The organism is Pseudomonas sp. ES4, from assembly GCF_050586665.1.
In the GTDB taxonomy this organism is placed as follows: Bacteria; Pseudomonadota; Gammaproteobacteria; order Pseudomonadales; family Pseudomonadaceae; genus Aquipseudomonas; species Aquipseudomonas frederiksbergensis.
In genome coordinates, this window is record NZ_JBOBDO010000035.1 from 1 (window position 1) to 23,565 (window position 23,565).

The window sequence follows — 23,565 nt, forward strand, 5'->3', positions numbered from 1 at the left end:
TTTGGGTCCCTTTTCGCCCCCAGGCGGGAACAATCCCCCTCGCCCACAAGCCCGCTCCCATAGTTGATCTTCATTTGTCTGTTCTTAATCGGTTCTATCGCCATGAATATTTCAACTGCCAAAGCTCACATGGACATTTCCCAACCGGTGCGTAAAAGCCGGTTGGCCAATCCCGGCTGGTTCCTGGTCAGTCCCTCGGTGGCGTTGTTGCTGCTGTGGATGATCGTGCCGCTGGGCATGACCGTTTACTTTTCGCTGATCCGCTACAACCTGCTCTACCCTGGTGAAAACGAGTTCGTCGGGCTTGAGAACTTCAGCTACTTCCTCAGCGACTCGGGCTTCATACCCGGCGCCACCAACACCTTGTTGCTGGTCGGCAGCGTGCTGCTGATCAGCGTGGTGTTCGGCGTGTTGATCAGTGCGCTGCTGGAGGCCAGTGAGTTTCTCGGTCGCGGCATCGTGCGGGTGATGCTGATCTCGCCGTTTTTCATCATGCCCACCGTCGGCGCGCTGATCTGGAAGAACCTGATTTTCCATCCGGTGTCGGGGATCCTCGCCTACGTCTGGAAGCTGTTCGGCGCGCAACCGGTGGACTGGCTGGCGCACTACCCGCTGCTGTCGATCATCATCATCGTGTCCTGGCAATGGCTGCCGTTCGCGATCCTGATCTTGATGACTGCCATGCAGTCCCTCGACCAGGAACAAAAGGAAGCCGCGCGCCTCGACGGTGCCGGGCCGATCGCGATTTTCTGGCACCTGACCCTGCCGCACCTGGCACGGCCGATTGCCGTGGTGGTGATGATCGAAACCATCTTCCTGCTCTCGGTGTTCGCCGAAATCTTCACCACCACCAACGGCGGCCCCGGCTACGCCTCGACCAACCTCGCGTACCTGATCTACAACCAGGCGCTGGTGCAGTTCGACGTCGGCATGGCGTCCGCCGGTGGCTTGATCGCAGTGGTGATCGCCAACATCGCCGCCATCGTGCTGGTGCGCATGATCGGCAAAAACCTGACAGACAAAGCCTGAGGCCTGCGCCATGACCCTTCAACAATCCCGCCGTCTGCAAAGCCTGCTGCTCGGCACCCTGGCCTGGGCCATCGCGATCCTGATCTTCTTCCCGATCTTCTGGATGGTGATGACCAGTTTCAAAACCGAAATCGACGCGTTCGCCACGCCGCCGCAGTTCCTCTTCACGCCGACGCTGGAGAACTACCTGCACATCAACGAGCGCAGCGATTACTTCAGCTTCGCCTGGAACTCGGTGGTGATTTCGTTCAGCGCTACGGCCCTAAGCCTGCTGATCGCGGTGCCGGCGGCGTACTCGATGGCGTTCTACGAAACCCAGCGCACCAAGGGTACGCTGCTGTGGATGCTCTCCACCAAGATGCTGCCACCGGTGGGCGTGCTGATGCCGATCTACCTGCTGGCCAAGAGTTTCGGCCTGCTCGACACGCGCATCGCGCTGATCGTGATCTACACGCTGATCAACCTGCCGATCGTGGTCTGGATGATTTACACCTACTTCAAGGACATCCCCAAGGACATCCTCGAAGCCGCGCGCCTCGACGGTGCCACGTTGTGGCAGGAGATGGTCCGGGTGCTGCTGCCGATCGCCAAGGGCGGGTTGGCGTCCACAGTGTTGCTGTCGCTGATCCTGTGCTGGAACGAGGCGTTCTGGTCGCTGAACCTGACCTCGTCGAAAGCCGCGCCGCTCACTGCGTTGATCGCCTCCTACTCAAGTCCCGAAGGTCTGTTCTGGGCCAAGTTGTCGGCAGTGTCGACCCTGGCTTGCGCACCGATCCTGATCTTCGGCTGGATCAGCCAGAAACAATTGGTCCGCGGCCTGTCGTTCGGCGCCGTGAAATGAAGATCGCCGACTCAATGCGACCACTGTAGGAGCGAGCCTGCTCGCGATAGCGGAATGTCATTCAACAGTGATGTCGACTGACACGGCCTCATCGCGAACAGGCTCACTCCTACAGAAAAGCCCGCACGGCTCAACTGAATAACAACAAGTGGAGGCCCACCATCATGGCCAACCTGAAAATCAAGAATCTGCAAAAAGGCTTCGAAGGCTTTTCCATCATCAAAGGCATCGACCTGGAAGTGAACGACCGCGAGTTCGTGGTGTTCGTCGGCCCGTCGGGCTGCGGCAAATCCACCTTGCTGCGCCTGATCGCTGGCCTGGAAGAAGTCAGCGGCGGCACCATCGAACTCGATGGCCGCGACATCACCGAAGTCAGCCCGGCCAAGCGCGACCTGGCGATGGTGTTCCAGACCTACGCCCTGTACCCGCACATGAGCGTGCGCAAAAACATGTCGTTTGCCCTCGACCTGGCGGGCGTACCGAAAGCCGAGGTCGAGAAGAAAGTCGGCGAAGCGGCGCGCATCCTCGAACTGGGGCCAATGCTCGAACGTAAACCGAAACAGTTGTCCGGCGGTCAGCGTCAGCGCGTGGCCATCGGCCGAGCCATCGTGCGCAATCCGAAGATCTTCCTGTTCGATGAGCCACTGTCCAATCTCGACGCCGCCCTGCGGGTGCAGATGCGCCTGGAGCTGCTGCGCCTGCACAAAGAACTCAAAGCCACAATGATCTACGTGACCCACGACCAAGTCGAAGCCATGACCATGGCCGACAAGGTTGTCGTACTCAATGGCGGCAAAGTCGAACAAGTCGGCTCGCCACTGGACCTGTATCACCAACCGGCCAACCTGTTTGTCGCGGGGTTCCTCGGCACGCCGAAAATGGGCTTCCTCAAGGGCAAAGTCACCCGCGTCGAAAGCCAGCGCTGCGAAGTGCTGCTGGACGCCGGCACCCGCATCACCTTGCCACTGAGCGGTGCCAACCTGAGCGTCGGCGGTGCGGTGACCCTGGGCATTCGCCCGGAGCATCTGAATCTCGCGCAGACCGGCGACTGCACCTTGCAGGTCACCGCCGACGTCAGTGAACGCCTGGGCAGCGACACCTTTTGCCACGTGGTGACCTCGTCCGGCGAAGCCCTGACCATGCGCGTTCGCGGCGACCTGGCCAGCCGTTATGGCGAGTCGCTGAGCCTGCATCTGGACGCCGAACACTGCCATTTATTCGATGCCGACGGCGTGGCGTTGACCCGCCCGTTGCGCGCTGCAGCCTGATTTCGAGACCTTGTGATGAAACTCAATAAACACAACCTCAACCGCCTCGCCCCTGAGGTGATCCTGCCGGCCTATACCCTGAGCGACACTCGCCAAGGCATCGCGCACATCGGCGTCGGCGGTTTCCACCGGGCGCATCAGGCGTATTACACCGATGCGTTGATGAATGCCGGCGAAGGTCTGGACTGGGCGATTTGCGGTGTCGGCCTGCGCGCCGAAGACCGCCGCGCCCGGGACGATCTCAAAGAGCAGGACTACCTGTTCACCCTGTTCGAGCTGGGCGATACCGACGACACCGAAGTTCGAGTGATCGGTGCGATTCGCGACATGCTGTTGGCTGAAGACGGCGCACAAGCACTGATCGACAAACTCGCCAGCCCCGAGATCCGTATCGTTTCGCTGACCATTACCGAAGGCGGCTACTGCATCGACGACAGCACCGGCGAGTTCATGGCCCAGCTGCCGCAAATCCAGCACGATCTGGCACACCCAAACACACCGGAAACCGTGTTCGGTTTCCTCTGTGCCGCGCTGGCTAAACGCCGTGCAGCCGGCACGCCCGCGTTCACCTTGATGTCCTGCGATAACCTGCCGCACAACGGCTCAGTCACGCGCAAAGCGTTACTGGCGTTCGCCGCCCTACGTGATGCCGATCTGCGGGACTGGATCGCTAGCAATGTCAGTTTTCCGAACGCGATGGTCGACCGCATCACGCCGATGACCAGCACCGAACACAAGCTGCAACTGCACGATAAACACGCTATCGACGATGCCTGGCCGGTGGTTTGCGAACCGTTTGTGCAATGGGTGCTGGAAGACAAGTTCGTCAATGGTCGGCCGGCCTGGGAAAAGGTCGGCGTGCAGTTCACTGACGACGTCACGCCTTATGAAGAGATGAAGATCAAACTGCTCAACGGCAGTCACCTCGCCCTCACTTACCTGGGGTTCTTGAAGGGTTACCGTTTCGTTCACGAAACCATGAACGACCCGCTGTTCGTGCGCTACATGCGTGCCTACATGGACCTGGACGTGACCCCGCAACTGTCACCCGTGCCGGGAATTGACCTGACCGAATACAAGAACACCCTGGAGGCGCGCTTCTCCAACCAGGCGATTGCCGATCAACTGGAGCGCGTGTGTTCGGACGGTTCGTCGAAGTTTCCCAAGTTCACGGTGCCGACGATCAATCGATTGATTGCCGATGGGCAGGAAACCAAACGGGCGGCGTTGGTAGTAGCGGCTTGGGCGCTGTATTTGAAGGGCGTGGACGAGAATGGCCAGACCTACAGCATTCCTGATCCGCGGGCGGCGTTCTGTCAGGCGCTGGTGGCGGATGATGCGTTGATCACGCAGCGGTTGCTGGCGGTTGAGGAGATTTTTGGAACGGCGATCCCGCATTCGCCCGAGTTTGTGGCAGCGTTTGAGTGGTGCTGTAACAGCTTGCGCGATGCCGGCGTGACAACAACCCTCGAACGAGTACTCGCCAACTGATCATTCCCACGCTCTGCGTGGGAATGCCTCAAGGGACGCTCCGCGTTCCAATTCGCGAAAGGGACGCGGAGCGTCCCGGGCTGCATTCCCACGCAGAGCGTGGGAACGATCTTCGGCAGGGTGTATTCATGACAAACCAACATTTATTCCTCGGCATCGACTGCGGCACCCAAGGCACCAAAGCCATCATCCTCGACGCCGTCAGCGGTCAGGTGCTGGGCCAGGGTGCTGCCGCCCACACTCTGATCAGTGGCGCCAACGGCCGCCGCGAGCAAGACACCGCCCAATGGCTGGAAGCCTTCGCGAGTGCCACCCGCCGCGCATTGCTCGCGGCGAAGGTCGACGGCCAGGACATCCTTGGCATCGGCGTTTCCAGCCAGCAACACGGGCTGGTGCTGCTCGACGATCAGGGCCAGGTGCTGCGCCCGGCCAAACTCTGGTGTGACACCGAATCCACCCCGGAAAACGACCGTCTGCTGGTCCATCTGGATGGCGAAAAAGGCTCGCTGGAACGCCTCGGCGTAGTGATCGCGCCGGGCTACACCGTCTCCAAACTGCTCTGGACCAAAGAACAACATCCGCTGGTTTTTTCCCGGATCGCCCGCATCCTGCTGCCCCATGACTACCTCAACTATTGGCTCACCGGGCGCAGTTGCAGTGAATACGGCGACGCCTCGGGCACCGGGTATTTCAACGTGCGTACCCGCCAATGGGACTTGCAGCTGCTGCGGGATATCGATGCCACCGGACGACTGCAAGCTGCGCTGCCGGAGTTGATAGACGCTCATCAAGCCGTCGGCACGATCCTGCCGAGCATCGCTGAACACCTGGGTATCAACCCGCAGGCGCTGGTCTCCAGCGGCGGTGGCGACAACATGATGGGCGCCATCGGCACCGGCAACATCAAGCCAGGCGCTATCACCATGAGTCTCGGTTCTTCGGGGACGGTGTACGCCTATGCCGACCAGCCAAAAGTCAGTCCGGACGCTTGCGTCGCAACGTTCTGTTCCTCCAGCGGTGGCTGGCTGCCGCTGATCTGCACGATGAACCTGACCAACGCGACCGGGGTGATTCGCGAACTGTTCGAGCTGGATATCGAACAGTTCAACGACCTCGTCGCGCAAGCCCCCATCGGTGCCGAAGGCGTGTGCATGCTGCCATTCCTCAACGGCGAGCGCGTCCCCGCCCTGCCCCATGCCACCGGCAGCCTGCTGGGCTTGTCCATGACCAACCTGACCCAGGCCAACCTGTGCCGCGCGGTGGTCGAAGGCACGACCTTCGGTTTGCGTTATGGGCTGGACCTGCTGCGGCAGAATGGCTTACAAAGCCGCAGCATTTGCCTGATCGGCGGCGGCTCGAAAAGCCCGGTGTGGCGGCAGATCGTCGCCGACATCATGAACACCCCAGTCATCTGCACCGAACAAAGCGAAGCCGCGGCCCTTGGCGCCGCGATTCAGGCAGCGTGGTGCAAGTCCTGGGAAAGCGGGCATGAAGACAGCCTGGAGGATCTATGCAAACGCTGCGTGAAGCTCGATCCAGCCAGCGAAACCTTGCCGATCGCCGACAATGTGGCGGCCTGTCAGCAGGCCTACGAACGCTATCAACAGCATGTCGCAACCCTTTAAAGAGTAAATAACTATGTACCTGGTGTGTGGCGAAGCGCTGTTCGATTTCTTCAGTGAAGAGGACGCCAGCGGCCTGGCGTCAAAAGTGAATTTCAAGGCGATTGCCGGCGGCTCGCCGTTCAACGTGGCGGTGGGTTTGCGTCGTTTGGGGGTGGATGCGGCGCTGTTTGCCGGCCTGTCCACCGACTACCTCGGTCGGCGCTTGCAGCAGGTGCTGCAGGATGAAGGTGTGCGCCCGGATTACCTGGTGGATTTCGCAGCGCCTACGACTCTGGCGATGGTGGCGGTCGGGGCCAATGGTTCGCCGCATTACAGCTTCCGGGGTGAAGGCTGCGCGGATCGTCAGCTGAAAACCGAGCATCTGCCAGAACTGGGATCTGAAGTGCGCGGCCTGCACATCGGTTCGTTTTCGCTGGTGGTACAACCGATTGCCGACACGCTGTTGGCCTTGGTGCAACGGGAAAGCGGTAAACGCTTGATCAGCCTGGACCCCAACGTGCGGCTCAATCCTGAGCCAAGTATCGATCTGTGGCGCTCTCGGGTTGCCACCTTGGTTGAGTTGGCCGACCTGATCAAAGTCAGCGATGAGGATTTGAGCCTGTTGTACCCCGAGCAGGATCCGCAACGGGTCATTCAAGGCTGGCTGCAGCATCGCTGTCAGTTGGTATTTCTGACCCGTGGTGGCGAGGGGGCGACGGTGTTCAGTAGTGCCCATGGTTCATGGTCGGTACCGGCGAGTTCAGTGAAAATCGCCGACACCGTGGGCGCTGGCGATACGTTCCAGGCGGCGTTGATTGCCTGGCTGACGGAGCAGCAGCTGGATTCGGTTGAGGGCGTGCAGCAACTGAGCCGTGAGCAGATCGACGGCATGCTCAAATTTGCAGTGCAGGCGGCAGCGCTGACCTGCAGTAAGACCGGGCCGGATCTGCCGTATCGCCATCAGTTGGATCTTCGCTGAGGCTGATGGCCTCCTCACGACAGGCGGCATTCAGTCGGGTTAACCATTGCTTAACCTCGCGGTCCAAAACTTTACTGGACCGCACGCCCTCAGAGTTCTCTGACGCCCAGTGCGGCAGGTTCGACGCTTGAACGTCGAGCTTACTTCAAGCCTGCATCGGAGATCGTTCATGAACATGCGCATCTTGCTGGTTACCAGCGCTCTCGCCTGCACCGCGTTTGCCGGTCTGGCCCAGGCCAATGACACTTCGAGCTCCCAGGCGGTGCCATACCACTATGGTATGCCGCTGCACGTGGGCAAGGTCATTGCCTTGACCGAACCGTCGACGCAGGACTGCCAAGTGGTCACAGCCGACATGAAGTACATCGATAGCACCTCGGGCAAACCTGCTCAAATCTCATACCGTAAACTTTCTGACGCCTGCAGTTATCAGAACTGATTGAACGGTCTGATCGAACTGGCGCTGGGTCTGGTGATTTTCCAGACCTGGCGTGCGTCGGTGGAATTCGAAGCCGCGGGTTAAAGCGCTTTTCTGTCTGGATGCAGAGCCTGGGCAATGGTTTGGTGCTGCATGTCAGAGCGCAGCCCGGCGATCAGGTCATTGATTTCGCGGCAACCATTTAGCCTCTTGGCATTTATTCCGGTCACCATGAGATCGAGATGGTCGGTTTCCCGATCGGAATACACCTTCACGGTCATCGACAGGTCCGGCGACAGCGTGCATTGACAACGTTTCGGCAAAAAACTGCTTTCAATGATATTGCGAAGTTCCAAGGCAGAAAGAAACATGGTGACCCCTCTCCTTAAAGTGAGACTGCCAAACGACACTATCGAAACTGACGCAAGGAAATCCCCCGATCAGCTTAAGACCAGCTACAGCATAAAATACGCCTTGGATTTCGCACTGCAGCTCATCGGTAAATCAACGATTTAGCGAAACTAGTGCCAAACGGCCTCATGCGACCTGCAAGGCCGGCCCATTGTGCCGCTGGAATTGGCACACCTCCTTGAGTTTGCATTCACAGCTGACGGCAGTAAGAATGCGGCCTGGCAATCAGTATCTGCTGACACCACTCACAAGCAAGGAGGCAATCATGGGTTCGTTGATCCACATCAATACCGTTGGGCTAATAGTTGCTGGCCTGTCGTTCGCTGCGCACGCCGCGAAACTCGAAGAGGTCGCCCCATTCCCCAAAGCTGACAGCGGTTTCACCCGCCAGGTCATTCACCTTGCCCCACAGACTCAGGAAGACGACTACCAGGTCGAAATCCTCGCCGGCAAAACCCTGGCCGTCGACTGCAATCGCCAACGCCTGGGTGGCATTCTCGAGGAGAAAAACCTCGAAGGCTGGGGCTACCCGTTCTACCGACTGGAAAAAGTCATCGGCCCGATGAGTACGCAGATGGCCTGCCCGGACGGCAAGAGCAAAAAGGACTTTGTACCGGTGGTCGGTGACGGTTTCCTGCTGCGCTACAACAGCAAACTGCCGATCGTGCTCTACGTGCCTAAAGACGTCGAAGTCCGCTACCGGATCTGGTCGGCGTCGAGCAAGGTCGAGAAAGCCGTCCAGGAATAACCGTTCTATCCCGTTACAGGAGCGCCAATTTGATTACCTGCCACGTCAAATATGTGATCGATCCGTATCAACTCAGCGAGTTCGAAGCCTACGCCAAAGCCTGGCTCGGCATCGTCGAACGTTTGGGTGGTACGCACCACGGGTACTTCCTGCCTTCCGAGGGCGCGAGCAATATCGCCTACTGCCTGTTCAGCTTTCCTTCGCTGGCAGATTACGAAAGCTACCGGCATATCGCGATGACCGACGCCGAAAGCGCCGCGCTCGTAGCTTCGCTGGTCGAAAAGAAGTTTATCGTCAGCTATGAGCGGACCTTCCTGCGCCCGCTGCTGGCCTGACACTGCTCACGCCGGGACGTCGCTCAATGCGGCGCGCTCGGCCACATGACGCAAACTGTCGAAATTGATATTGGCGCCCGAGTCGATCGCGACCAGCGTCTGACCACGGGCGCCGGTCTGCGCTACGTATTTCTTGATGCCGGCCACGGCCAAGGCGCCGGAAGGTTCGGTGATCGAGCGGGTATCGTCGTAGATATTCTTGATGGCGGCGCAGAGTTCGTCGTTGCTGACCGTCAACACTTCATCGACGCAAAACTGGCAGACCTCGAAACCATAAGCACCGATCTGGGCGACGGCGACACCGTCGGCGAAAGTGCCTACGCTCGGCAGGACAACTCGCTCGCCAGCCTGTAATGCCGCGGATAAACACGCGGAATGCTCCGACTCGACACCGATGATGCGGACTTCAGGTCGCAAGTATTTGACATACGCTGCAATGCCCGCGATCAAGCCACCTCCGCCCACCGGGACAAAGATTGCATCCAGCGGACTTTGATGCTGACGCAGGATTTCCATGGCGACGGTGCCCTGACCGGCGATCACATCCGGGTCGTCGAAAGGCGAGACAAAGGTGCGACCGGTTTGTCGTGCCAGGTTCAGCGCATAGTCCAGGGCAAACGGAAAACTCTCGCCGTGCAGCACGGCGTCAGCCCCCCGACTGCGAACACCGAGCACCTTCAATTCCGGTGTCGTGCGCGGCATCACAATGGTCGCGGCGATCCCCAATTCACGTGCTGCCAGCGCTACGCCCTGGGCATGATTGCCCGCCGAAGCGGTGATCACGCCGCATGCCTTTTGCTCATCGCTCAACTGCACCAGTTTGTTGTAGGCACCGCGGATCTTGAAGGAAAAGGTCGGTTGCAGGTCTTCGCGCTTGAGCAGGATCTGATTGCCGAGCGCCTCGGACAACGCTGGCGCCGGTTGCAGCGGCGTACGCACCGCGAGCTCATACACGGGCGCGGCGAGGATCTTTTTCACGTAATGCTCAAGCAAGGTTTGCTGGGCTGTGCTGCTGCTCATGGTCGTCTCCTGACGTTGATCGAAAACCCAGGAGGCAGAAAGTAAAAACCCGCCTCTAGGGCGGGTTGGGTGCTGCAGTCGTGAGCTAGCCCGCCAAATAAGGAATGGCGGTAATAATGCTTGGCTGGCAGCGCAATACAGTGGAAGTCATGCCCGGAAATTAGCCGGGCGTTGATGGCAAGTCAATGGCCAATTTTACTCGGCCTCTGTAGGCTGGCGACTCTACTCATCATCCCAAGGAAGGAAACATGAAGTCTGTCGCCCTGCCCCTCATTGCCTTGATCGCGTTCGCCGGCTACACCGTTTCGGTGATGCTGCAAGCCGAACAGTCATTGATCGATTTCGGCATCGGCCTGATGTCGCGCCCCGACACGGCGCAGGTGGTGATTGATTTGTACCTGCTGGCGACGCTCGCGGGCATCTGGATGTACTCGGATGCGCGCAAGCGCGGATGGTCGGGGTGGTCGGTGGTTCCCTACCTTTTGATCACCGCTGTTTTCGTCTCCATCGGGCCGCTGGTATACCTCGTGGTCCGTGGCCTGCAGGATCGGAGAACGGCCGTCACTTCGCCAACCGTCTGAGCCCCAGCACCATCATTCCAGCCCCCACTATCATCGCGCTCAGAAACAGCGGATACGAAACCCACCATGGCACGCCCGCCGTCATCATGCTGAACTCGGACATGCCGCCGATACTTGCAATCAGGTTCAGCGGCAGAAACACCACATTGATCAACGTCAGTTTGCGCAGCAGGTTGTTCATGCTGTTGTTCATCAGGTTGCCCCGGGCGTCGATCAGCCCGGAGAACACTGTGGAGTAGATTTCCGCCTGTTTGTAGCACTGGTTGTTTTCGATGATCAGGTCGTCGATCAGGCCAATGGCTTCGGCACTGAAATGTTCCTTGGCGGCGTGATTGCGCAGCCGGGTCAGGACGGCGCCGTTGCTGTGAATCGCGTTGATGTAATAGATCAGGCTTTCGCTGAGGTTGAACATCTGGATCAGGTGCTGGTTCTGCATCGACGCGTTGAATTTCTGCTGCAACTCCCGGGCAACCAGTTTGATCACCTTCAGGTGGCCCAAGTAGTGATGGATGTTGTTGAACAACAGGTCGAGCAACACATCCAGCGGCGTGTTCAGAGGTTGGCGCAGGCCGAGGCCGCTGAGCGGCGAGTCGTCGGTGGCGATCACCAGCAAACGGTGCTCGGAAAACAGCAAACCGCAGGACGACACTTCAAAAGCCAGGCTGCCGGCACCGGAATAGTTTTCCGGGCGTTTCCAGATCAGGAACAGGTTGTCGGGGTGAAACTCGATGCGTGACACCTCGTCGGGGTCCAGGGCCGAGGCCAGGGCGTGTTCATCGAGCTTGAAATGGCTGTGCAGCAAGTCCCGCTCGGCGGCGTCGGGGTTGCTGAAGAGCATCACTTCGGCGTCCAGCCGTTCGACTTTGTGCAGGGCGCCGTGGATCAGTTGAAAGCTCTTGATCATCGGCCGCTCACCAGGCCTGGCCGCGGCGCTTGAGTTCAAGGCGACGGACGAACTCTTCCAGCACCAGTGAATACAGATCGTCCTGCAAGTAAGCGTCTTCGATGCCAGCGTCCATGTTCGGATTGTCGTTGACCTCGATCACCACCACTTTGTCGCCGGATTGCTTGAGGTCGACACCGTAGAGGCCATCGCCAATCAGGTTCGCGGTCTTCACCGCCAGTTCCACCACCGCCCGCGGCGCTTCGTGAACCGCCAGGGTACGGCATTCACCGTTGATGTCCTGACCCTTGGCCTTATGGTTGTAGATCTGCCAATGGCCCTTGGACATGAAGTACTGGCAGGCAAAAATGGGTTTGCGGTTGAGCACGCCGATGCGCCAGTCGTATTCGGTGTAGAAGAATTCCTGGGCCAGCAACAGCACCGAATGCTCGAACAGTTCGGCCGTGGCTTCGAGCAAGGCCTGCTGGCTTTCGACCTTGATCACACCCCGAGAGAAACAGCCGTCGGGGATCTTCAACACCAACGGGAAGCCAAGGCGCTCGCCGACCCGCTCAAAGTCTTCCGGTCGCTCTTTGTAGAGAATCTCGGTGGCGGGCATGCCCAATTGATGACTCTTGAGCAGATCGGTCAGGTAAACCTTGTTGGTGCAACGCAGAATCGACGCCGGATCGTCCATCACGACCAGCCCTTCGCTCTCGGCTTTCTTGGCAAACCGGTAGGTGTGGTTGTCGACGCTGGTCGTCTCGCGGATCAACAGACCGTCGTATTCGGCAATACGTGCGTAGTCCTTGCGTTCGATCAGCTCGACGTCGATGCCCAACGTTTTGCCAACCCTGACGAAGTTGTCCAGCGCCTTGGCATTCGACGGCGGCAACGCTTCCTGGGGATCGTGCAGGATGGCCAGGTCATAACGGGCCACACGGCGGGAGCGCGGTACTCGCCAGATCTTGCGACTGAAACTGTCGAGTGAGTGGGCGAACTGATCTTCCTGATCTTCGCGTAACTTATGCAAGGCACCGGACTTTATCCCGTCAATGTGCCAGCCGTTAGTTCGACGAAACTCAACTAACAATATCGGACACGGAAAGACTTCAAACAACTGTCGCGCCAGATCCTGTAACGGCTCGATATGAGTCTTGCCGAAGTACAGCGTCAGGGTAAAACCTTCTGTGTCGCTGTAAAGATGATGACTGAGGGCTTTTTCCAAGGTTTTATCCAGATCATCCAGGGCCAGGCCATACAAGGACTTTCGAGTCAGTTCGCTGATGGTCCGCACCGACGGAATTACCTTGTGTCCGCGGGCTTCGGCCAGCAACGAGCAGTAGTAGCCGTGCCCCAGGTATTTGTAGCTGCGGCACAGGTTGATCACCTGGACCCGCTTGCCCCGCTCGTCATCACGGGTTTTTTCGAGGTATTCCTGTGCCGTCACGATGTCTTCACTGGGGAAGTAGGATGCCCAGTCTTCCTTGCGTTCTACGATGATAATCAACTGGCTGGAAGTTCTAACACCGTCATTTAAATAAGTTGCCGCCGGCAAAGTTTGCTCGGATACTTCGCGCCAATGACCCTGTACCGCTGACATAGTGATTGATCCGTTGGAGAACAAGACCTTTCCTATTAAGCACGAACTTTTTAGAAAGTCCCGTTTCGTTACGCAACTTTTACGGTGGTCATATGAATCTGGTTTTTCGCTTGGCGATGGTTGAAGACTTGCCAGCACTGCTGGAACTCGAACAACACTGTTTCACCACGGATCGGCTTAATCGTCGCAGTTTTCAATGGATGATCACCCGGGCCCACGGGCAACTGCTGGTGGCCCAGCGTGGCGAGCACTTGGTCGGTTACGCCGTGGTGCTGTTTCACCGGGGCACTTCGCTGGCGCGCCTTTACTCGATTGCGATCGCCACCGACGCGCGCGGCAGCGGCCTGGGCAAACAATTGCTCCAACGCATCGAGGCCTGCGCCCTTGAGCACGACTGCGCCTACCTGCGACTGGAAGTGCGCATCGACAACCCGGCAGCCATCGCTTTGTACGAGCGCAATGGTTACCGACGCTTCGCACTGATTCACGACTACTACCAGGACCATACCGACGCGCTGAGGCTGGAGAAGCGCATCCTCCAGCACCGCGACTCGCGCAACATCAAGGTGCCCTGGTATCAGCAGACCACCGATTTCACCTGCGGCCCGGCCTGTCTGCTGATGGGCATGGGCGCACTGCAAGCGGATCGCGTGCTGGAGCGGCGCGAAGAACTGCAGATCTGGCGCGAAGCGACCACCGTGTTCATGACTTCCGGCCATGGTGGCTGCAGCCCTCAAGGCTTGGCGCTGGCGGCATGGCGACGGGGTTTTGGGGTGCGTTTGCAATTGAGCATGGCCGGGGCCCTGTTTCTTGATGGCGTACGCGATGCGCATAAAAAAGAGGTAATGCGGTTGGTACACGAGGAATTCACCACGCAGCTACAGGAAACTGATGTGGAGCGAGTGATCGGCGGACCACTGAACCTTGCACGGTTACTGGACGGTGGCGGACAACCGCTGGTGCTGATCAGCAGCTATCGACTGACCCGTTCCAAATCGCCGCATTGGGTGATCGTCACCGATTGCGATGAAGAGTTCGTCTACCTGCATGACCCGGATGTCGATCACAGCCAGCATCGCCAACCCATGGACTGCCAGCATCTGCCGGTCAGCCATGGCGAATTCGACAAGATGAGCAGCTTCGGACGAGGCAAGTTGCGCGCGGCAGTGGTTCTGTACACCCGATCATGAGCGGCTACAGTGATGCGTTACTTCAGGCCGATCCTGTACAGGCCGCCGTCGTCCTCATCGGTCAGCACATACAAATACCCGTCAGGGCCTTGCCGCACATCGCGAATGCGCTTGTTGAGTTCGCTCAGCAATCGCTCTTCGTGAACGACCTTGTCGCCATCGAACTGCAAGCGAATCAACTCCTGGCTCACCAGCGCGCCGATAAACACATTGTGCTGCCAGGCTTTGAAACGGTCAGCGTCATAGAACGCCATACCGCTGAGGCCGGGGGACTTTTCCCAGACGTGGCGCGGGCCGACGGTGCCTTCGGCGGTCTTGCCCGTGGCTTCCGGAATCGGTTGGCCGGAATAGTTGATGCCATGGGTTGCCATCGGCCAGCCGTAATTCTTGCCACGCTCGATGATGTTGATTTCATCGCCTCCCTGGGGACCGTGTTCGTTTTCCCAGAGGGTGCCGGTCCAAGGGTTGAGCGCCGCGCCTTGCGGATTGCGCTGGCCGTAGGACCAGATCTCCGGGCGTACGCCAGCCTGACCGACAAAAGGGTTGTCATCCGGCACCTTGCCGTCCGGGTAGATCCGCACGACCTTGCCTTGCAGCTTGTCGAGGTCCTGAGCAGTCGGACGGTCATTGTTCTCGCCAAGGGTGATGAACAGATAGCCGTCGCGGTCAAACACCAGGCGCGAACCAAAGTGGTTGCCGACCGAAAGCTTGGGTTCCTGGCGGAAGATCACGTTGAAATCCTTGATGGCGGTGAGGTCGTCAGAGAGACGCCCACGCCCGACTGCCGTCCCGGCCCTGTCGCCCTCACCGCCACCTTCGGCATAAGACAAGTAGACCGTGCGGTCTTGCTTGAAGTCGGGCGATAACGCTACATCCAGCAAACCGCCCTGCCCCTTGGCCCAAACCTTTGGCACACCACTGAGCGGAGCGGACAGTTTGCCATCGGCGCTGACCACCCGCAGGTTGCCGGGCCGTTCGGTCACCAGCATTCCTTGGCGATCGGGAAGAAACGCCAAGGCCCAGGGATGTTCAAGCCCCTTGGTCATGGTCGTCACCTCAAGGGTGCCCTGTTCGCTTTTGAAGTTCTGGGTCGGCGCCGCGAAAACCGGCGCGGTGACAGTGATCAGTGCGCTGGCACACAGAGTGGCCAGAAGGGTTGTACGCAACATGCACGATTCCTTTTGTCGTTCGAATGGCTGGCAAGAACGCTGTCGTGCCGTTCAACGGTTGCTGGTGTTTGCGTCTCGATGAGGTGGATTGGGAATGAATTTCGGTGGAGTGGAAGGAGGCGAGCGATCCTGGGGATAGCGGTTGCCGATGCCACCATTGTCCAGCGTCGGAGGGCGCGGCACGGGCACTGTGTTTGGCCCACGAATGACCGGCGCGCCGGGTTGCGTGCCTTGCATGCTGTTGGGATTGGCCCGGCGAATCGGGCTGTTGTAAGGATTGCTGGAGTTGCCCGTCGGGCTCTGGGCCAACAGCAATGAAAAAGGTGGCGATGTGGTGTCAGCCTGGACCAGATTGCTCAGCACGCCACTCAGTGCCAACGCGGTGCAGCCGAGCACAAATCTGTTCATGGGGGAGCCTCTCGACATCAGGGGGATTGGAACTTCGATATCACGCTACGCCCGGGGTTCGGATTTGTTAACTAAAACCTCCTGGGCAAGATGTAACACGAAGTTGAGGACGCCGTTCATCCCCCGCTGGACTGGGCCGCAAGCCACTGAAACTTTTACGCCAGGACACAGGTCACCTGAACATCACTCGCGAGAAGACGACCATGGCACGGGCAATCTGGAAAGGCGCGATCAGTTTCGGTCTGGTGCATATCCCTGTGGCACTGGTCTCGGCGACGTCCTCGCAAGGGATCGATTTCGACTGGCTCGACAGCCGCAGCATGGACCCGGTGGGTTACAAGCGCATCAACAAGGTCACCGGCAAGGAAGTGACCAAGGAACATATCGTTAAAGGTGTGCAGTATGAAAAGGGCCGGTATGTGGTCCTCAGCGAAGAGGAAATCAAGTCGGCGCACCCGCTGTCCACCCAGACCATCGACATCTTTTCTTTTGTCGACAGCGAGCAGATCCCCCTGCAAAACATTGATACGCCCTACTACCTCGCGCCGGACAAACGCGGTGGCAAGGTCTATGCGCTGTTGCGCGAAACGTTAAGCCAAACCAATAAAGTCGCCCTGGCTCATGTTGTGCTGCACACGCGCCAGCACCTTGCGGCTTTGATGCCGCTGGAGTCGGCGATGGTATTGGTGATGCTGCGCTGGCCTGCCGAAGTGCGAAGCCTGGATACGCTTGAGTTGGGCAGTGAAGTCACCAAGCCCCAACTGGCCAAGGGTGAGCTAGAGATGGCCAAACGACTGGTTGAGGACATGAGCGCAGACTGGAGCCCCGAGGATTATCGCGACAGTTTTGAAGACAAGATCATGGCGCTGGTGGAGAAAAAGGCCAACGAAGGAAAAATCGAAGCTGTCGAAACGGCAACTGGTGAAGAGGAGCGTAAGACGGCGGATGTTATCGATCTGACCGAATTGCTTAAACGCAGCCTCGGCGGTAAGAGCACGGGCAAAACGAAGCCCGCTGCGAAACCCGCCGTAAACAAAAAAGCCACGAAGACTTCTCGTGGCTGATTGAAAGTTTGCGGTGAATATTACTGCCCCATCGCGAGCAGCCTCGCTCCCACAGGTGATCGCGATTAACTGTGGGAGCGAGCCTGCTCGCGATGGCGTTATACGCCGCAACAGAACATTCAGATCAGTACAAAAATCGCCAGCAATCCGCCAAAAATCGCCCACTTTTCGAGGTAGTAGAGCTTGCGGTTACGCTTCTTCAACGCTTTGCCACGCAGGCGTATCTTGTAGACCTTGGCGAACAAGCGGTTGAGACCGCCGGTCTTGTCACCCGCATCGTTCGGCGCGCCCGCCGCCGACATCACATGACGGCTGAACCAGCCATTGAACGCCGCCGCCCAGCGATACTTCAACGGCCGCTCAACATCGCAGAACAGAATGATGCGGTTCTGCCCGGTGGTGTTTTCGGCGTAATGAATGAAGGTCTCGTCGAACATGACCGCCTCACCGTCGCGCCAGTGGTAGTTCTCGCCATCGACGTTGATGTAGCAACCGGCATCGTTCGGGGTTTCCAGGCCCAGGTGATAGCGGTAGGAACCGGCGTACGGATCGCGGTGACGCACCAGCTTCGAGCCCGGCGGCAGCTCGGCGAACATCGCAGCCTTGATCGAGCCGATGCTTTGCACCAATTCGGTTGTGCGCGGGCAAAGTTTCATCGCCGATGGATGGCTGTCGCCGTACCACTTCAGGTAGAAACGCTTCCAGCCCGTCTTGAAGAACGAGTTGAAGCCGACATCGTCGTATTGATTCGAGCGCTTGATCTCCCCGGCCCTGAGCAGGTTCTGGCCCTCGGCGCGAATTTCTTCCCAATGGTCCTGCAACGGAGTGAGATCGGGAAAGTCGGCCGGGTTGAGAAAAGGCTTGTTGGGGATTTTCGAGAACATATAAAGGAAGCAGTTGATCGGCGCCAGAAACGTCGAGTGGTCGCTCAGTTGGCGCCCCAGCTTGTGGCGCACACGTCCGCGCAAGTGGACGTACGCGATGGATACAACATATATAGCGGCAATGATCAATTTCACAAAAATCGTCACACGTCAGAAGTGAACAAACTGCGTCCCTTGCCGATCGATCGGCCCGAGGGTCTTGTGCAGCGTCTGAATTAACAACAGCGGTCCTGAATGGCCCGTTCTTGAGCCTGCGCCGTCTGTCGGCAGCAGGTGACAGATGGCATTTTAGCCACAGTTTGTAACCAATAGTTATCCTTCAGATGTGAAAAACTGTCCACTGATGCTGCCAAAGTGGCCGTGCGGCCTTAACGCCCTATCGTTTAAAGAGCCAGACCAGTACAATCGCCGCCAAACATTACGCGCCCCCCTTGGTTGATGACGGGAATGAACCCCGTCTCAGCGCACTTCGACTCGGGCCAAGCGCTCCATATGCTGCTGTCCACTTATTGCCAGATGGACCTTCCGCTTCTGACCGGGATGCATTTCCTGTGGTTCGAAAACCGGAAACGGGTACTGAATCGGTACTGCCGCACCCCTAGCTACTCTGAATGCTTCGCAGGAAAAACCTTTGATCTCTACAGCTAACATCACGATGCAGTTCGGCGCCAAGCCGCTATTCGAAAACGTTTCGGTCAAATTCGCCGCGGGCAACCGCTACGGCCTGATCGGCGCTAACGGTTGCGGCAAGTCGACTTTCATGAAAATCCTCGGCAACGATCTTGAGCCGTCCGGCGGCCAGGTCATGCTCGAGCCGAACGTGCGTCTGGGTAAATTGCGCCAGGACCAGTTCGCCTACGAAGAATTCACCGTGATCGATACCGTGATCATGGGTCACGAAGAGCTGTGGAAGGTCAAGGCCGAGCGCGACCGTATCTACTCGCTGCCGGAAATGACCGAAGAAGATGGCATGGCCGTTGCCGAGCTGGAAACCGAATTCGCCGAAATGGACGGCTACACTGCCGAATCCCGTGCTGGCGAACTGTTGCTGGGCCTGGGTATCGGCATCGAGCAACACTTCGGCCCGATGAGCGAAGTCTCCCCAGGCTGGAAACTGCGCGTATTGCTGGCCCAGGCGCTGTTCTCCGATCCTGAAGTGTTGTTGCTCGACGAACCGACCAACCACCTGGACATCAACACCATCCGCTGGCTGGAAAACATCCTGACCCAGCGCTCCAGCCTGATGATCATCATCTCTCACGACCGTCACTTCCTGAACAGCGTGTGCACCCACATGGCTGACCTGGATTACGGCGAGTTGCGCCTGTTCCCGGGCAACTACGACGAGTACATGACCGTGGCGACCCAGTCCCGCGAGCAACTACTGTCGGACAACGCCAAGAAGAAAGCGCAGATCTCCGAACTGCAATCGTTCGTCAGCCGCTTCTCGGCCAACGCCTCGAAAGCCAAGCAGGCCACGTCCCGCGCCAAGGCGATCGACAAGATCCAGCTGGCTGAGGTCAAGCCTTCGAGCCGCGTGAGCCCGTTCATCCGTTTCGAACAAACCAAGAAGCTGCACCGTCAGGCGGTCATCGTCGAGCGCATGGCCAAAGGCTTCGACGGCAAGACCCTGTTCAAGGACTTCAGCTTCCAGGTTGAAGCCGGCGAGCGCGTGGCGATCATCGGCCCGAACGGCATCGGCAAAACCACCTTGCTGCGCACCCTGGTCAACGAACTGACCCCGGATGCCGGCACCGTGAAATGGACTGACGCCGCGGAACTGGGCTACTACGCCCAGGACCACGCGCACGACTTCGAAGACGACTGCAACCTGTTCGACTGGATGGGCCAGTGGACCCAGGGCGGCGAGCAAATCGTTCGCGGTACCCTCGGCCGTATGCTGTTCTCCAACGACGAGATCCTCAAGTCGGTCAAGGTCATCTCCGGTGGTGAGCAAGGTCGCATGCTGTTCGGCAAGCTGATCCTGCAAAAGCCGAACGTGCTGATCATGGACGAACCGACCAACCACTTGGACATGGAATCCATCGAGGCGCTGAACCTGGCGCTGGAGAACTACCCGGGCACGCTGATCTTCGTCAGCCACGACCGTGAGTTCGTATCGTCGTTGGCTACTCGCATTATCGAACTCAGCCCTAGCGGCGTGATCGACTTCAGCGGCACCTATGACGACTACCTGCGTAGCCAGGGCGTTGTGTTCTAAAAAGCTGCCGAAACTGAAAAGCCCTGTCCTGGTGACGGGGCTTTTTGCATTTCAGGGTCTGATCGTTCCACGCTCTGCGTGGAAATGCCTCAACGGACGCTCCGCGTTCGGCTTCTGATGGGACGCGGAGCGTCCCGGGCTGCATTCCCACGCAGAGCGTGGGAACGATTGGCTCAGGAGAAAGTAGTTAGCCTGCTTTCTTTTATTTTTCGCCCACGCCATGATGCGGTTCTCCTACCGCCGCCCGCGAACGAGCCCTCATGTCTGTGCAGCAGCTGCCACCGCAAAGCTCCCTGGCGATCACCCTGCAGATCGTCTCCATCGTCTTTTATACCTTTATTGCCTTCCTCTGCATCGGTCTGCCAATTGCGGTGTTGCCGGGGTATGTCCACGAGCAGTTGGGTTTCAGCGCGATCATCGCGGGGCTGACCATCGGCTCTCAATACCTGGCCACCCTGCTCAGCCGCCCGATGGCCGGGCGTCTGTCGGACAGCATCGGCACCAAGCGGGCGATTGTTTACGGGTTATCGGGGATTGTGTTGAGCGGCGTGCTGACGTTGATTTCAACGCTGCTGCAAAGTCTTCCGTTGCTGAGCCTGTTGATCCTGATCGCCGGCCGCTTGTTGCTGGGGATTGCCCAGGGCCTGATCGGGGTCGGCACCATCAGTTGGTGCATGGGTCAGGTGGGCACGGAACATACCGCGCGATCGATCTCCTGGAACGGCATCGCCTCCTACGGCGCCATTGCCATCGGTGCGCCACTGGGGGCGTGGTGATGGTCGGTGAACTGGGATTCGCCAGTCTTGGGATCGCGCTGTCGGTGCTGGCGCTCGCGGCGTTGGTGCTGATCCGAAACAAACCCTCGGTGCCGGTGATTCGCGGCGAGCGCCTGCCGTTCTGGGCGGTGTTCGGGCGCATTGCGCCGTTCGGCGCGAGCCTGAGCCTCGCCTCCATCGGTTACGGCACGTTAACCACTTTTATTACCCTGTATTACGTCAGCCGTGGCTGGGCCGGCGCGGCTTACTGCCTGACGGTGTTCGGCGTGTGTTTCATATTGGCGCGACTGTTGTTCATCTCCAGCATCAGCCGTTTTGGTGGATTCACCTCGGCCATTGCCTGCATGAGCATTGAAACGGTGGGCCTGGTGTTGCTGTGGCTCGCGCCTTCGACCGGTTATGCGCTGATCGGCGCAGGCCTGACCGGGTTCGGTCTGTCGCTGGTGTATCCGGCGCTGGGGGTCGAAGCGATCAAGCAAGTGCCCAATTCCAGTCGAGGGGCGGGGTTGAGTGCTTACGCGGTGTTTTTCGACCTGGCGCTGGCCATTGCCGGGCCGTTGATGGGCGCCGTGGCATTGAACCTGGGCTATTCGTGGATTTTCTTCAGTGCGGCAATGTTGTCTGTAACTGGTCTGGGACTGACGTTGTTACTGAAACGCCGCGCGATGGCCTGACACTCCTACAAGGATTTCTTATTGATCGGCGGTCTGCATTCCGGCGCGGGTCGGCTTGGCCAGGGCATGTGAGAAGAAACGCCCGGCTTCGGAAATCATGTTGCGATGGATGTCTTTGCGATCGACGCCATCGGCATCGGTACACAGCGCCGGCATGGCGATGATCTGCTCTTCGTTGCACGGCGCCAGGAACACAAAGTGCCCTGCCCCCGCCAGCAACTTGAAGTCCGGTGCAATCGGCAGTTTGCGCGCCAGGGCGGCGGCATTCTTGTCGAACGCCACCAGTTTGTCGCCGTCGCCGCTGTAGAGCAGCACCGGCACATGCACATCGGCCAGAGTATGGCGGCCAAACTTCAGGCTCAACGGCGCCATGAGCAGCAAGGCGCGAACCCGCGGGTCTGCCACCGGTTGCAAGTCATCACGATCCGCAATCAATTCGCCTTGGGTGTTGCAGGCATCGCGGTCGTCCGGGCGCTCCTGACAATAGCGGCGCAGACGGTCCAGGTCGGGTGTCGCGCCGGACAGAATCAGCGCCGTCTCCCCGCCCGCCGAATAACCGATTACACCGATCTGATCGGCATTGACGAAGGGCGCGAGCATTCGGTCGCCCAGCGTCGCGGTGATGGCTTCGGAAATCTGGATGGGCCGACCGTAAAGGTTACTCAACGTACCGAGGCGGCTGTGGTCCTTGGAGTTGTCACCGGGATGGATCACCGCCACCACCACAAACCCTTTGCGTGCCAGCGACGTGGCGAGGTCGTGCAAGGCCAGCGGGGTTCCGGTGTTGCCGTGGGACAGCATCAGCATCGGGAAACGGCCGATAGCGACTCGGGTGTCTTCGCCCGCTTCGACCGTGTAGCCCTCGAGGAGGCTGGAGTGTTCCTTGTCGCTGGAAGGATAGAAGGCGATGGCGCGCATCGGCTGCAAATCCAGAGGGTCAAGGAAACTCATCTCATGGAAGCCGACGCTCCAGTGAGGATGCGGCGCAGGCGCGGCGTGCACCGAGTTCAGGCTGCTGAGCAGGCAAATCAGCAAGGTTGCACAAAGACGCACCATGGAAGGTTCCACCTGGCTACTGACCGGGGACGTTAACCCTCGACTGCATGACTCGGGCCACTATTTAATGAAACTCTAAACAGCAAGAAACAGCCAGAAACAAAAAACTCCGTATCTGGCACTTGCGTGATCAGAATACAGAGTTTTTTGAGTGCTGCTCGAGCTGTTTGATTTTCTTTACAAAGGCCTTACGCGGCGGCGAACAACTGCTCGCTGATTTGCGTGTGCGCGTCGCTCATGGCTTTGGTGCGGACTTCGTCACCGTAGGCAAGGCCATGGGCACGGACGAACTCGAGGTCGGTGATGCCGATGAAGCCGAACAGCACCTTCAAGTACTCTTCGTGAGCCACGCCAGTCGCTTGACCGGCATGCAGGCCACCGGAAGTCGATACGATGACGACTTTCTTGCCACCGCACAGGCCTTCAGGACCGGCTTCGGTGTAACGGAAAGTCTGACCGGCGACGGCGATGCGGTCGATCCAGGCCTTGAGTTGGGTCGGGATGGTGAAGTTGTACATCGGAGCTGCAATCACCACGGCATCGGCGGCGAGGAACTCGGCCAGGGTGGTGGCACTCAACTCGGCTTCGTGCTGCTGGGCGGCATTGCGCAGTTCAGCGGTGGTGCCGGCGGCGACCAGGGTCGTGGCGGAGAAATGGCTGATGGCATCGGCGGCCAGGTCGCGGTAGGTCACCACGGCCGTCGGCTCGGTGGTTTGCCAGGCTTTAACGACTTCGCTACTCAGCTGACGGGAAGCCGAGTTGTCACCAAGAATGCTCGAATCGATATGCAGCAGTTTCATGGGGGGATCTCCAGGTGAGGATCGCTACGTGGCGATCTGATGGGGAGAATCCTACAGGCGAAACCAATAGCTGATTAGACTGCAACAATGCGATAGTTCGTCCCACTGATAG

22 protein-coding genes and 1 pseudogene are annotated in these 23,565 nt (G+C 58.8%); 14 read left to right on the forward strand and 9 right to left on the reverse strand.

Going from position 1 to position 23,565, the window contains the following annotated elements; all coding sequences use genetic code 11:
• Positions 1–129: 129 nt before the first annotated feature.
• The 7 genes from ACQ4OB_RS25900 (at position 130) to ACQ4OB_RS25930 (ending at position 7,651) form a co-directional block, all read left to right on the forward strand.
• Complete coding sequence (locus tag ACQ4OB_RS25900) at positions 130–1,029, forward strand: carbohydrate ABC transporter permease (RefSeq protein ID WP_235865042.1); 900 nt, start codon at positions 130–132, stop codon at positions 1,027–1,029.
• A 10-nt stretch (positions 1,030–1,039) separates the two neighbouring features.
• Positions 1,040–1,870, forward strand: coding sequence for a carbohydrate ABC transporter permease (locus ACQ4OB_RS25905; protein WP_074876465.1), 831 nt, complete (start codon positions 1,040–1,042; stop codon positions 1,868–1,870).
• Between the two features lie 164 nt (positions 1,871–2,034).
• On the forward strand, positions 2,035–3,138 hold the full coding sequence (locus ACQ4OB_RS25910; protein WP_074876463.1) for an ABC transporter ATP-binding protein: 1,104 nt from the start codon (positions 2,035–2,037) through the stop codon (positions 3,136–3,138).
• 15 nt (positions 3,139–3,153) lie between these two features.
• Positions 3,154–4,629, forward strand: coding sequence for a mannitol dehydrogenase family protein (locus ACQ4OB_RS25915; RefSeq protein WP_430956716.1), 1,476 nt, complete (start codon positions 3,154–3,156; stop codon positions 4,627–4,629).
• Positions 4,630–4,757: 128 nt separating this feature from the next.
• Positions 4,758–6,254 carry a xylulokinase gene (gene xylB, locus ACQ4OB_RS25920; protein ID WP_430956717.1) on the forward strand — a complete coding sequence of 499 codons (1,497 nt, stop codon included), beginning with the start codon at positions 4,758–4,760 and terminating at the stop codon, positions 6,252–6,254.
• 13 nt (positions 6,255–6,267) lie between these two features.
• The gene (locus ACQ4OB_RS25925) at positions 6,268–7,212 is read left to right on the forward strand and encodes a carbohydrate kinase family protein (RefSeq protein WP_430956718.1); all 945 of its coding nucleotides are present in this window, start codon (positions 6,268–6,270) and stop codon (positions 7,210–7,212) included.
• 169 nt (positions 7,213–7,381) lie between these two features.
• Positions 7,382–7,651 carry a DUF2790 domain-containing protein gene (locus ACQ4OB_RS25930; RefSeq protein WP_076031184.1) on the forward strand — a complete coding sequence of 90 codons (270 nt, stop codon included), beginning with the start codon at positions 7,382–7,384 and terminating at the stop codon, positions 7,649–7,651.
• A gap of 80 nt (positions 7,652–7,731) precedes the next feature.
• On the opposite strand, the gene ACQ4OB_RS25935 is transcribed toward ACQ4OB_RS25930, so the two are convergent.
• Positions 7,732–8,001, reverse strand: a complete 270-nt coding sequence (locus ACQ4OB_RS25935; RefSeq protein WP_076031185.1) for a DUF1652 domain-containing protein — start codon at positions 7,999–8,001, stop codon at positions 7,732–7,734.
• 305 nt (positions 8,002–8,306) lie between these two features.
• On the opposite strand from ACQ4OB_RS25935, the gene eco reads away from it, so the two are divergent.
• Positions 8,307–8,789 (forward strand): serine protease inhibitor ecotin, encoded by a 483-nt coding sequence (gene eco / locus ACQ4OB_RS25940; protein ID WP_102614733.1) that lies wholly within the window; start codon positions 8,307–8,309, stop codon positions 8,787–8,789.
• A gap of 29 nt (positions 8,790–8,818) precedes the next feature.
• The gene (locus tag ACQ4OB_RS25945; RefSeq protein ID WP_074876451.1) at positions 8,819–9,124 is read left to right on the forward strand and encodes an NIPSNAP family protein; all 306 of its coding nucleotides are present in this window, start codon (positions 8,819–8,821) and stop codon (positions 9,122–9,124) included.
• A gap of 6 nt (positions 9,125–9,130) precedes the next feature.
• On the opposite strand, the gene ilvA is transcribed toward ACQ4OB_RS25945, so the two are convergent.
• Positions 9,131–10,144 carry a threonine ammonia-lyase, biosynthetic gene (gene ilvA, locus ACQ4OB_RS25950; protein ID WP_102614734.1) on the reverse strand — a complete coding sequence of 338 codons (1,014 nt, stop codon included), beginning with the start codon at positions 10,142–10,144 and terminating at the stop codon, positions 9,131–9,133.
• Between the two features lie 248 nt (positions 10,145–10,392).
• On the opposite strand from ilvA, the gene ACQ4OB_RS25955 reads away from it, so the two are divergent.
• The gene (locus tag ACQ4OB_RS25955) at positions 10,393–10,725 is read left to right on the forward strand and encodes a DUF2834 domain-containing protein (protein WP_074876447.1); all 333 of its coding nucleotides are present in this window, start codon (positions 10,393–10,395) and stop codon (positions 10,723–10,725) included.
• Here the strand turns inward: ACQ4OB_RS25955 and ACQ4OB_RS25960 are convergent.
• Together ACQ4OB_RS25960 and ACQ4OB_RS25965 are read right to left on the reverse strand one after the other, a co-directional pair.
• Positions 10,706–11,629 carry a magnesium transporter CorA family protein gene (locus tag ACQ4OB_RS25960; RefSeq protein ID WP_074876445.1) on the reverse strand — a complete coding sequence of 308 codons (924 nt, stop codon included), beginning with the start codon at positions 11,627–11,629 and terminating at the stop codon, positions 10,706–10,708. The genes ACQ4OB_RS25955 and ACQ4OB_RS25960 overlap by 20 nt on opposite strands.
• 7 nt (positions 11,630–11,636) lie before the next feature.
• Positions 11,637–13,211, reverse strand: a complete 1,575-nt coding sequence (locus ACQ4OB_RS25965; RefSeq protein ID WP_076031189.1) for a RimK family protein — start codon at positions 13,209–13,211, stop codon at positions 11,637–11,639.
• Between the two features lie 92 nt (positions 13,212–13,303).
• On the opposite strand from ACQ4OB_RS25965, the gene rimI reads away from it, so the two are divergent.
• Entirely contained in the window at positions 13,304–14,401 is a 1,098-nt protein-coding gene (gene rimI, locus ACQ4OB_RS25970) for a ribosomal protein S18-alanine N-acetyltransferase (RefSeq protein ID WP_102614735.1), read from the forward strand.
• A 17-nt stretch (positions 14,402–14,418) separates the two neighbouring features.
• On the opposite strand, the gene ACQ4OB_RS25975 is transcribed toward rimI, so the two are convergent.
• The gene (locus tag ACQ4OB_RS25975; RefSeq protein ID WP_430956719.1) at positions 14,419–15,570 is read right to left on the reverse strand and encodes a PQQ-dependent sugar dehydrogenase; all 1,152 of its coding nucleotides are present in this window, start codon (positions 15,568–15,570) and stop codon (positions 14,419–14,421) included.
• 51 nt (positions 15,571–15,621) lie between these two features.
• A complete protein-coding gene (locus ACQ4OB_RS25980; RefSeq protein ID WP_430956720.1) occupies positions 15,622–15,978 on the reverse strand; it encodes a hypothetical protein in 357 nt (118 codons plus the stop codon).
• A 203-nt stretch (positions 15,979–16,181) separates the two neighbouring features.
• Between ACQ4OB_RS25980 and ACQ4OB_RS25985 the strand changes: the two genes are divergently transcribed.
• Positions 16,182–17,042, forward strand: a complete 861-nt coding sequence (locus ACQ4OB_RS25985) for a Ku protein (RefSeq protein WP_074876435.1) — start codon at positions 16,182–16,184, stop codon at positions 17,040–17,042.
• 119 nt (positions 17,043–17,161) lie between these two features.
• Here ACQ4OB_RS25985 and lpxO read toward each other — a convergent pair whose 3' ends face one another.
• The gene (gene lpxO, locus ACQ4OB_RS25990; protein ID WP_074880671.1) at positions 17,162–18,061 is read right to left on the reverse strand and encodes a lipid A hydroxylase LpxO; all 900 of its coding nucleotides are present in this window, start codon (positions 18,059–18,061) and stop codon (positions 17,162–17,164) included.
• A gap of 496 nt (positions 18,062–18,557) precedes the next feature.
• Here lpxO and ACQ4OB_RS25995 point away from each other — a divergent pair, with 496 nt between their 5' ends.
• Together ACQ4OB_RS25995 and ACQ4OB_RS26000 are read left to right on the forward strand one after the other, a co-directional pair.
• Positions 18,558–20,147, forward strand: coding sequence for an ABC-F family ATPase (locus ACQ4OB_RS25995; protein ID WP_074876433.1), 1,590 nt, complete (start codon positions 18,558–18,560; stop codon positions 20,145–20,147).
• Positions 20,148–20,407: 260 nt separating this feature from the next.
• Positions 20,408–21,597, forward strand: a pseudogene (locus tag ACQ4OB_RS26000) (MFS transporter).
• Positions 21,598–21,615: 18 nt separating this feature from the next.
• Here the strand turns inward: ACQ4OB_RS26000 and ACQ4OB_RS26005 are convergent.
• Together ACQ4OB_RS26005 and ACQ4OB_RS26010 are read right to left on the reverse strand one after the other, a co-directional pair.
• On the reverse strand, positions 21,616–22,653 hold the full coding sequence (locus ACQ4OB_RS26005) for an alpha/beta hydrolase family protein (RefSeq protein ID WP_074876429.1): 1,038 nt from the start codon (positions 22,651–22,653) through the stop codon (positions 21,616–21,618).
• Positions 22,654–22,841: 188 nt separating this feature from the next.
• Entirely contained in the window at positions 22,842–23,453 is a 612-nt protein-coding gene (locus ACQ4OB_RS26010; RefSeq protein ID WP_102614739.1) for an FMN-dependent NADH-azoreductase, read from the reverse strand.
• Positions 23,454–23,565 lie beyond the last annotated feature (112 nt).

Excerpts from the sequence above, each read along its gene's own strand:
- ilvA (WP_102614734.1), bottom strand. The coding sequence starts at position 10,144 with ATGAGCAGCAGCACAGCCCAGCAAACCTTGCTTGAGCATTACGTGAAA.
- ACQ4OB_RS26010 (WP_102614739.1), bottom strand. The coding sequence starts at position 23,453 with ATGAAACTGCTGCATATCGATTCGAGCATTCTTGGTGACAACTCGGCT.
- ACQ4OB_RS25965 (WP_076031189.1), bottom strand. The coding sequence starts at position 13,211 with ATGTCAGCGGTACAGGGTCATTGGCGCGAAGTATCCGAGCAAACTTTG.
- xylB (WP_430956717.1), top strand. The coding sequence starts at position 4,758 with ATGACAAACCAACATTTATTCCTCGGCATCGACTGCGGCACCCAAGGC.
- ACQ4OB_RS25905 (WP_074876465.1), top strand. The coding sequence starts at position 1,040 with ATGACCCTTCAACAATCCCGCCGTCTGCAAAGCCTGCTGCTCGGCACC.
- ACQ4OB_RS25980 (WP_430956720.1), bottom strand. The coding sequence starts at position 15,978 with ATGAACAGATTTGTGCTCGGCTGCACCGCGTTGGCACTGAGTGGCGTG.
- ACQ4OB_RS25960 (WP_074876445.1), bottom strand. The coding sequence starts at position 11,629 with ATGATCAAGAGCTTTCAACTGATCCACGGCGCCCTGCACAAAGTCGAA.
- ACQ4OB_RS25985 (WP_074876435.1), top strand. The coding sequence starts at position 16,182 with ATGGCACGGGCAATCTGGAAAGGCGCGATCAGTTTCGGTCTGGTGCAT.
- ACQ4OB_RS25900 (WP_235865042.1), top strand. The coding sequence starts at position 130 with ATGGACATTTCCCAACCGGTGCGTAAAAGCCGGTTGGCCAATCCCGGC.
- ACQ4OB_RS25915 (WP_430956716.1), top strand. The coding sequence starts at position 3,154 with ATGAAACTCAATAAACACAACCTCAACCGCCTCGCCCCTGAGGTGATC.
- rimI (WP_102614735.1), top strand. The coding sequence starts at position 13,304 with ATGAATCTGGTTTTTCGCTTGGCGATGGTTGAAGACTTGCCAGCACTG.
- ACQ4OB_RS25910 (WP_074876463.1), top strand. The coding sequence starts at position 2,035 with ATGGCCAACCTGAAAATCAAGAATCTGCAAAAAGGCTTCGAAGGCTTT.
- ACQ4OB_RS25955 (WP_074876447.1), top strand. The coding sequence starts at position 10,393 with ATGAAGTCTGTCGCCCTGCCCCTCATTGCCTTGATCGCGTTCGCCGGC.
- ACQ4OB_RS25975 (WP_430956719.1), bottom strand. The coding sequence starts at position 15,570 with ATGTTGCGTACAACCCTTCTGGCCACTCTGTGTGCCAGCGCACTGATC.
- eco (WP_102614733.1), top strand. The coding sequence starts at position 8,307 with ATGGGTTCGTTGATCCACATCAATACCGTTGGGCTAATAGTTGCTGGC.
- ACQ4OB_RS25935 (WP_076031185.1), bottom strand. The coding sequence starts at position 8,001 with ATGTTTCTTTCTGCCTTGGAACTTCGCAATATCATTGAAAGCAGTTTT.
- ACQ4OB_RS25925 (WP_430956718.1), top strand. The coding sequence starts at position 6,268 with ATGTACCTGGTGTGTGGCGAAGCGCTGTTCGATTTCTTCAGTGAAGAG.
- ACQ4OB_RS25930 (WP_076031184.1), top strand. The coding sequence starts at position 7,382 with ATGAACATGCGCATCTTGCTGGTTACCAGCGCTCTCGCCTGCACCGCG.
- ACQ4OB_RS26005 (WP_074876429.1), bottom strand. The coding sequence starts at position 22,653 with ATGGTGCGTCTTTGTGCAACCTTGCTGATTTGCCTGCTCAGCAGCCTG.